Raw genomic sequence first — 1,610 nt, 5'->3', positions numbered from 1 at the left:
CAACACCAAGCCCGCATCAGCCACTACAAACGACGCGGACACACCCCACCAGAAACTACCCAACCATCAGAACAAACACCGTTGCAGTACTAGGCTTTGAGGTGTTACCTCATCTTCATCAGGTCGATCACAGGCTCCCAGACGGCTGGAGGTATCCCAGCCCTACGACGGTCTACCGACCGCTGGGGGGCGCTCTCGTCCGGTCGTGTTCGCTGCTGTTGGTGTCAGACGTTGGTGTCAGGTGTCCGCGCTGTCCTGGACAGATCGGGTCCCTCCTGGCGATAGACGGTGGAGTGCCGAGCTTGAAAGCCGAGACGCTCGTACAGCCGGTTCGCAGCCCCGCGATCTGGGCGTGAAGTGAGATCTACCGTCCGGGCACCGGCCTTCTCGGCAATCCGCAGAGCTTCCTGGATGAGAAGGCCAGCGACGCCTTGGCCTTGTGCGGCACTGTCAATAACGACGTCTTCAACGCGGCCCCGCAGCCCCGAGGGCAGAGGCAGCAACACCAGAGTCAAGGTGCCAACGATGCTCTCGGCCATCCGGGCCATAAGCACAGTGTTGGTGTCGCACGTCACCAGCCGACTGACCGCCTCGTGGTCGAGCGGCTTGGCTGTCGATGACAACTGCGGCAGCAGTCGAGCGAAGGCGTCGACCAGTTCCTGACTTGCTTCCGGGGCGATCTCTACACGGACGTCCATGATCGGAGCCTATGGACTCCCTGGTGCGGTTGGTTACGAGGCCCGGTGGAGTCTCAGTAGGCGGCGTCTACCCGCCCTGAGGGCGCTCATTAGCCGAAGAAGTGAAGGGCCGCATCTTTGACCTGCGGCCGTGTTAACGATCAATGCTGCGACCTGCGACTTAACTGTCGGTGGTTGTCAGCGTGGTCGTCGTTGAGCACCCTCGGACGGCCCCGCGACGGCCCCGCGCAGCACTCATCGGCTCTTGCTCTCACTCGGGTCCGCCTTCCTCTCGTAAGCCGCCAGCTCCTCGGCGGTTCCCGCAAAGGCCGGGCCGCAGCCTGGGGGTAGTCGCTCGATGACCGTGGCTACGGCGGCCTGCGCGCTGTCCGTTTCGGCGATCCGCGGGCTGCTGCGATGCGGTCCCTCGACGTAGTACCGGCCGTCCGTCAGAGTGCCGATGTAGGGGATGTCCCAGGTGGGACGGAACCCCGTGCACCTGCTGAAGTGCAGTTCCCACATACCCGCCCACGGGCAGAGCTGACGAAGCTGCGGCTCGGCGTAGGCCACCTGCACCAACCTGGTGAACGGCCCCAGGAGCGGCGAACCCCCCGGCCGGGTGTGCTCCCCGGCGGTTGCCAGGATCTTGCGCCAGGCGGCTTCAACGATGTCGGTCACACTGCGATTGTGCACAGGTGAAAAGGGTCGGGGGCCGTTGCATCGAGTGGTGCCCACTCCGCACCGTGATTCCCTGAGGTCCTCGCACGATCGAGCATGGGCACCTTCTGATCCGTAGCTCTAGCCAGCTCGGTCAACGACGGTCATTCCGGTACCGCGCTGCTGTACGGCTTGCTTCGCTGCTGTGTTCCGGGCGTGAGCTTCACGTCGTAGCCGCCGCTCGTAGTCAGCGATCTGACGGATCACGGGGACGCT

Annotated in this window: 2 protein-coding genes; both read right to left on the bottom strand. The window is 64.0% G+C overall.

The window, feature by feature from the left end; all coding sequences use genetic code 11:
* Window positions 1-224: 224 nt before the first annotated feature.
* Window positions 225-698: a GNAT family N-acetyltransferase gene (locus tag ACZ4AA_RS38450; RefSeq protein WP_467613372.1), complete on the bottom strand. Its 474-nt coding sequence runs from the start codon at window positions 696-698 to the stop codon at window positions 225-227.
* Window positions 699-932: 234 nt separating this feature from the next.
* A complete protein-coding gene (locus ACZ4AA_RS38445; RefSeq protein WP_467613370.1) occupies window positions 933-1,355 on the bottom strand; it encodes a DUF6193 family natural product biosynthesis protein in 423 nt (140 codons plus the stop codon).
* Window positions 1,356-1,610 lie beyond the last annotated feature (255 nt).

This window comes from Streptomyces sp. NPDC024698 (assembly GCF_055559015.1).
Note: the sequence above shows the minus strand (reverse complement) of the source record. Positions and strands in the feature narration are given on the sequence as shown.